This is a genomic window from Streptomyces sp. PU-14G, assembly GCF_041028275.1.
Lineage (GTDB): Bacteria > Actinomycetota > Actinomycetes > Streptomycetales > Streptomycetaceae > Streptomyces.
The window spans coordinates 1-6,012 of record NZ_JASKYT010000412.1 but is presented as its reverse complement, the minus strand read 5'-3'; the positions used below and the strand labels follow the sequence as shown (position 1 = coordinate 6,012).

General features: G+C 73.8%; 5 protein-coding genes. 3 read left to right on the top strand and 2 right to left on the bottom strand.

The annotated features are described in order from the left end of the window. Nucleotides 1-129: 129 nt before the first annotated feature. Together AB8Z75_RS30205 and AB8Z75_RS30200 are read right to left on the bottom strand one after the other, a co-directional pair. Nucleotides 130-1,098: a DUF1445 domain-containing protein gene (locus tag AB8Z75_RS30205; RefSeq protein WP_369207533.1), complete on the bottom strand. Its 969-nt coding sequence runs from the start codon at nucleotides 1,096-1,098 to the stop codon at nucleotides 130-132. Between the two features lie 138 nt (nucleotides 1,099-1,236). Then, nucleotides 1,237-2,535 carry an MFS transporter gene (locus tag AB8Z75_RS30200; RefSeq protein WP_369207531.1) on the bottom strand — a complete coding sequence of 433 codons (1,299 nt, stop codon included), beginning with the start codon at nucleotides 2,533-2,535 and terminating at the stop codon, nucleotides 1,237-1,239. Nucleotides 2,536-2,717: 182 nt separating this feature from the next. Between AB8Z75_RS30200 and AB8Z75_RS30195 the strand changes: the two genes are divergently transcribed. The 3 genes from AB8Z75_RS30195 (at nucleotide 2,718) to AB8Z75_RS30185 (ending at nucleotide 5,999) form a co-directional block, all read left to right on the top strand. After that, the gene (locus AB8Z75_RS30195) at nucleotides 2,718-3,407 is read left to right on the top strand and encodes a GntR family transcriptional regulator (protein ID WP_369207529.1); all 690 of its coding nucleotides are present in this window, start codon (nucleotides 2,718-2,720) and stop codon (nucleotides 3,405-3,407) included. Between the two features lie 101 nt (nucleotides 3,408-3,508). Then, a complete protein-coding gene (locus tag AB8Z75_RS30190; protein ID WP_369207527.1) occupies nucleotides 3,509-5,047 on the top strand; it encodes a hypothetical protein in 1,539 nt (512 codons plus the stop codon). A gap of 67 nt (nucleotides 5,048-5,114) precedes the next feature. Beyond that, the gene (locus tag AB8Z75_RS30185) at nucleotides 5,115-5,999 is read left to right on the top strand and encodes a hypothetical protein (protein ID WP_369207525.1); all 885 of its coding nucleotides are present in this window, start codon (nucleotides 5,115-5,117) and stop codon (nucleotides 5,997-5,999) included. Nucleotides 6,000-6,012: the final 13 nt, after the last annotated feature.

Genomic DNA, 6,012 nt, shown 5'->3' with positions numbered 1-6,012 from the left:
CCTCTCCCTCCGCCCCGGCGTCCGTGGCTCCCTCCGCCCCGGCGTCCGTGGCTCTCGTCGCGCCAGGGTTCGTGGCTCCCTCCGTGCAAGGGCCCCTCTTCCTTGCGGGCAGGAGCGAGGCCCCACGACTCAGCGCGGGCCGGCGCCGGTGGCGCGTTCCGGCGCGGCCCTCGCAGCCGCCTCCGGCCGGCGGCCCGCAGCCGCCTCCGGCCGGCGGCCCGCAGCCGCCTCCGGTCCGGTGCCCGCGGCTCCCTTCGGTCCGCGATCCGCGGCCCCCCTCGGCCCGGTGTCGCCCGTCTCCCGCTCCCGGCCGGTACCGAGGTCCGTGATGAACAGGTGGCCTGGGGCCTCCGTCAGTGCGAACGGCGGTCGCGTCGCCCTCAGGGCCGCCTGAAGGGTGACGCCGCTCGTCCAGAACACCGGGATGTCGCCCGCTTCGGGCCGTACCCGGCCGCCGAAGTCCGGCCGGGAGAGTGCCCGGATGCCGAGCGCCCCCGGGTCCCCGACGTGTACCGGACCGTTCCGGGCCAGCGGTGTGGTCGCCCCCGCGGCGCGAGCCACCGGTACCAGATGGGCGGGGACCGGCCGCATGGCCACCACCAGCGGGCCGCACAGCCTTCCCGCGGGGCGGCACGAGCGGTTGGTCACGTACAGGGGCACCGTCTGTCCCTGTTCCAGATGGCGCAGGGGCACGCCCGCCGCGGCCAGCTCCGCGTCGAGGGCGACGGGCCGGCCGAGGAGGAAGGGCACGAGGTCGTCGCGCCAGCGGTGGGCGATCCCGAGGGGCTCGTCGAGGAGTTCGCCGTCCTCCCAGACGCGGTAGCGGGGCAGGTCGGTCCGCAGGTCGGCGCCCGGTGCCAGTGGGGTGCTCCAGACGCCTGGCTCACCGACGTCCAGTACGGGCAGCGCGTGGCGGTTCCGCGCGCAGTACGACGCCAGGTCCGGGGCCCACGCGAGGGGGACGGCCGCCAGGTGTGCCCGCACGTGCCCCGGCGCCCAGCCGGCCGTGTGCGCGTCGAGTCCGGCCCGGTACAGCGCCCGGGCCTCGGCGGGTCCGGTGCGGTCCGGCGTGGCGGTGTGCGGTGCGGTGGTGGACATCTCGTTCCCCCTGTCTGGGAGTGTCGTGCCGTGGGGGCTCGCGGGCGGGTCCGGTCGGGCCCGCGGACGGAGCCGGTGGGACGGGGCCGCGGCACGGGGCCCGCGGCTCGGACCGGCACAACGCGACCGGCCGCGTGTTCAGTCCAGGTCGGCCAGTTCGCGGCCGCGTGTCTCGGGCAGGCCGAGGAGTGCCAGGGCCGCGATGGCATAGGCGGCGGCCCCGAAAACCAGCGCGCCGCCCACGCCCCAGCTGTCGGCCAGGGCGCCCACCAGCGCGGGGAAGGCGGCGCCCAGGCCGCGGCCGACGTTGTAGGTGAAGCCCTGTCCGGTGCCGCGTACGGAGGTGGGATACAGCTCGGCGAGGAACGAGCCGAAGCCGCTGAAGATGGCGGACATGCAGAACCCGAGGGGGAAGCCGAGCACGAGCAGCAGTGCGTCGGCGCCCTCGGGCACGCGGGTGTAGCCGAGGACGCAGGCGGCGGAGGCTGCGGCGAAGACGGCGATGGTCTTCTTGCGGCCCAGCAGGTCGGTCAGGTAGCCGCCGGCGAGGTAGCCGAGGAACGCTCCCAGGATCTGCGCGGCGAGGAATCCGCCGGTGGTGACGACGGCGAATCCGCGGTCCTTGGCCAGGTAGGCCGGCACCCAGGTGGCGAGCGTGTAGTACCCGCCCTGCACGCCGGTGGCCATCAGCGAGGCGAACACCGTGGTGCGCAGCAAGCCGTGCCGGAAGACGGCGGCGAAGGTCGCGGCGGACGAGTGCCGGGCGCGCTGCCGCTCGGCCGCGGGCGCGTCGCTGACGTTCTTGCGTACGTACAGCACCAGCAGCGCGGGCAGTGCTCCCGTGAAGAACATCACGCGCCAGGCCGTCGAAGGCTCCAGGAGTCCGAAGACCGCCGTGTAGACCAGCACGGCCAGCCCCCAGCCGACGGCCCACGCGCTCTGTACGGCGGCCAGTGTGCGGCCCCGGTGCCGCGCCGAGGTGTACTCGGCCACCAGGACCGCGCCGACTGCCCATTCGCCGCCGAAACCGACGCCCTGGAGCGCCCGGAAGACGAGCAGCGTCTCGTAGTTGGGCGCGGCTCCGCAGGCGACGGTGAACAGCGCGTAGGTGACGACCGTCGCGAGCAGGGCCCGTACCCGTCCGACCCGGTCGGCCAGGACTCCGGCCAGGGCGCCGCCCGCTCCGGAGGCGACCATCGTCACGGTGACCAGCAGTCCGGTCTGTCCGCTGCTGAGATGGAAGTACGCCGCGATGGCGACCATGCTCAGCGGCAGTGCGTAGAAGTCGTACGCGTCCAGGCCGTATCCGCCGAAGGCGCCGGCGAAGGCGCGCCGCCCGCGGGGGCCCAGGGAGCGGAGCCAGGCGAAGGCTCGGACCTCTTCCTCGTTCTGACCGTTGTCGTCGCTCGCGGCGCGAGCCTTGTCAGTCGTGCTCATGGGCACCTCGCAGACAGCGGACCGGCGTCCGGACGGACGCACGCCAATGGGACGGCCGTGCAGCTGAGTTGGGGCGGGGGGTGACGCAGGTCTCACCTCGCCGAGCCTTAAAGTAGAGGATTGTTGAACGATTCCGCAATCCTCATGTTGTTTCGTTCTCGGAACTGCGGTTGACTTCGGCCATGACCGACAACGTGCTGGAGGAACTCAGCGACGACCGCAAGCTGTTGGGGCGCACCAGCACCGCCGAACGCGTCGCGGGCATCCTGCGCGGCAGGATCATCGAGGGCGGGTTCCGTCCTGGGATGCGACTGGCGGAGGAGGAGATCGGCCGCGCCCTGGGCGTCTCCCGCAACACCCTGCGCGAGGCGTTCCGGTTGCTCACCCACGAGCGGCTCCTCGCCCACGAGCTCAACCGCGGCATGTTCGTCCGAAAGCTCACCGTCGAGGACCTGGAGGACCTCTACCGGGTGCGCCGCCTGGTCGAGTGCGCCGCGCTGCGGCAGCTGGCCGCCCCGCCCTACGCCCTGCACACGATGGACGCCGCGGTGGCGGCGGGGCTGAGCGCGCGCGCCGAGGAGCGCTGGCGGGACCTGGGGACGGCCAACATGCACTTCCACCAGGGGATCGTCGAACTCGCCAAAAGCCCCCGCGCCGACGCGATGATGCGCGGCGTGCTGGCGGAACTGCGGCTCGTCTTCCACGTCATGGAGAACCCCCGCCGCTTCCACGAACCCTACCTGCCGCGCAACCGCGAGATCCTGGACGCGCTCCGGGACGGCGACGCCCCCGGTGCCGAGCGGCTGCTCGCCGTCTACCTCGACGACTCCCGGCGCCAGCTCGCCGACGGATACGCCCGCCAGCTAGGCTGACGGGTCGGCTCACTCCCCGCGGCGCCACCGAGCCAACCGCCCGGACCGTGACAACCGTGCCGTTTCGGGTCTTGTCAGTGCGACGGCTTAATGTGTCCGTCGTGACTGAGAGCGCCACCACGACGAGCAGCCCGGTGGGGACAGGTGCGTCCGCACCCTCCCCTGCCCCGGGACCCGCGGCCGACGAGGGCCTGGCCCGCCGCCTGCGCGCGCTCGCCTGCACGGCGCCGCTGCACGACCTCGACACCCGCAAGGCCAACCTCGCGGGGGAGTACGGCGCCTACGAGATGGCCGAGCTGGCGCTGGCCGCCATCGACCAGGTCACCCTCCAGATGGACTTCGACACCGGCGCCGACCACGAGCAGATCCTGGCCAGGCTGCTGCCCCGCGTCGCCGCCCAGGCACCGGCCCGCCCGACGGCCGAGCACGAGCGCGTCGCCCGCTGGGTGCTGGAGAACCTGATCAACGTCGGCAGCGTGGACCGCGGCTTCCGCGCCGTCTACGGCACCTTCGGCACCGACGGCGTCTACGTACGGCGGGACTACGACTTCAAACTCATCGAGGAGGTCCCGGGCCCCGGCGGCAGCGTCTACCTGCGCACCACGGACGAGGCCGTCAACGTCCTGGTGGGCGCCCTGGACACCGACGTCACGAGCGCCCAGATCGCCGCCGAGGTCAAGCTGGAGGTGCTCATCAACCGCGGGCGTCTCGCCGACGCGCAGCTCGCCGCCGAACAGGCCCGCTACCGCACCGTGCAGTACGCCGAGACGCTGCGCCGCACCCTGGAGGCCACCCGCCGCGACGTGCGCGCCGTCGACTGGCTCAACGCCGTACCCGACATGATCACCGAGGCGCTCGACCACGTCGCCGACCGCTACCGCCACGAGAACGCCATCCTCACCAACATCCGCAAAGCGCGCGACGAAGCCGACTCCGAACGCGGCCCCGACCACAAGCGCCGCGCGGCCGAACTCGTCGACATCGTCAAGGACTGCATCCGCCGCCACACCCAGCTCCAGTCGCGGCTGCTGGAGGCAGGACCGCTCTTCCGCGCCGAACAGGACAGGCAGGCGTTCGCCCCGCCCGCCGCCCGCGCGGGACTCGACCTGCACGGGCAGCTTCTCGCCCCGGTCCTGCCGCTGCCCCTGGAAGAGGCCACCCGCGTGACCGACGCCTTCTTCGCACGGGGAGCCGGGCTGCGGACACCCGGCGCCGTACGCCTGGGCGACCTGACCGACCTGCTCCTCACCCCGCCCGCCCCCCGCGAGCACCTCGGCGCCGAGATGCCCGAGCCCGACCTGGTGGCCACACCGGACGACAGCCGCTTCAGCGAGCGGCAGATGGAGGCCGCCATGGAGCTGCTGGAGCTGCCCGCCGACGCTCCCCGCCGGCTGTCGGGGCTGCTGGCCGACGCCCGCCGGCGCGACCCCGACCTGCCGTACCTCATAGCCCTGCTGGCCGTCCACGCCGCGAGCCCCCCGGTGGGCACGGCCTACCGCCAGGGCGAGCAGCGGCTGGTGTTCGCCGTCGACGACGGCACTCCGCTGCAGGACCCGGAGTTCGGCGGAGCGGACCTGATCGTGGGGACGGCGCTGCTGGACGCCGCCGGAATGGCGGCGGACCGGACGGAGGCGGCATGACCCCTGCCCACCGCACCCGCCGGCGGCGGGGTCCCACGCTCCCGCACGAGACGAACGAGTACGGATCATGACTGACTTCACACCGGAGCCCGACCCCGAGGAGGGGGCAGGCCGCAGCGGCGCCGCGGCGCAGGTGACCCCCGCGGACGCGGCGGACGCGGCGCGGCTCGTCTCCTACGGCCTGCACCCCAAGCTGGCCCCCGCCAGGGACGTGGACTACACCGAGCTGCTGCGCCGCTACCGCGACGAACCCGCCTTCGCGCGCCTGGCCGACGCCGTGGCGACCGGTCTCGGCCTCGTCGTCCTGGAGGTCTCCACCCGCGCGGGCATGGCTCTCGCCGCCGCCGAGGACTCCGTCTTCGCGGTCCGCATGGGGGACTACGCGCGCCGGGCCACGGCCGACTCGGCCGACCGCTTCCTGCACGGCCTCGCCCATCTCGCCTGCGCCGCCATGGCGTTCCCGCGCCCCGAAGACCTCGCGGACGACGGCTACATCGGCCGGATCACCGTCAACGGCGTCGACTCCTTCGTCCGCCAGGCGTGCCGCAGGCTGGAGGAACGGGCCGAGGCCGAGGGCGAGAACACCGACCCGGCCACCGACGCGCCGAGCCTGGAGGCCGCCTGGCGGGTCTACGCACGCCGCAGTGCGACCGGTGCCACCAAGGACGCCCGCAGGCTCGCGGGGTCGACGACGGGCATCGTCGCCAAGGCCGTCTCCTTCCTCGCCGACTCCGGTTTCCTCCAGCGGACCGGGGACGACTCCGGCGGCACCTACCGCACCACGGCCCGCTACCAGCTCCAGGTTCGCGACATGGCGGGCAACGCGGCCATGGCGGAACTGCTGGAGCTGGGTGTCGTCCCCGTCTCCGACGGCACGGCGAGCCTGCTGCCGCCGCGCGACGAGGACGGTCTGGACCTGGCCCCCGACGCCGGGCTCCCCTTCCACTCCTGACCCGCCGCCCGCC

Bases quoted from the DNA above. Each gene is read 5' to 3' on its own strand.
- AB8Z75_RS30185 (WP_369207525.1), top strand. From the start codon at position 5,115: ATGACTGACTTCACACCGGAGCCCGACCCCGAGGAGGGGGCAGGCCGC.
- AB8Z75_RS30205 (WP_369207533.1), bottom strand. From the start codon at position 1,098: ATGTCCACCACCGCACCGCACACCGCCACGCCGGACCGCACCGGACCC.
- AB8Z75_RS30195 (WP_369207529.1), top strand. From the start codon at position 2,718: ATGACCGACAACGTGCTGGAGGAACTCAGCGACGACCGCAAGCTGTTG.
- AB8Z75_RS30200 (WP_369207531.1), bottom strand. From the start codon at position 2,535: ATGAGCACGACTGACAAGGCTCGCGCCGCGAGCGACGACAACGGTCAG.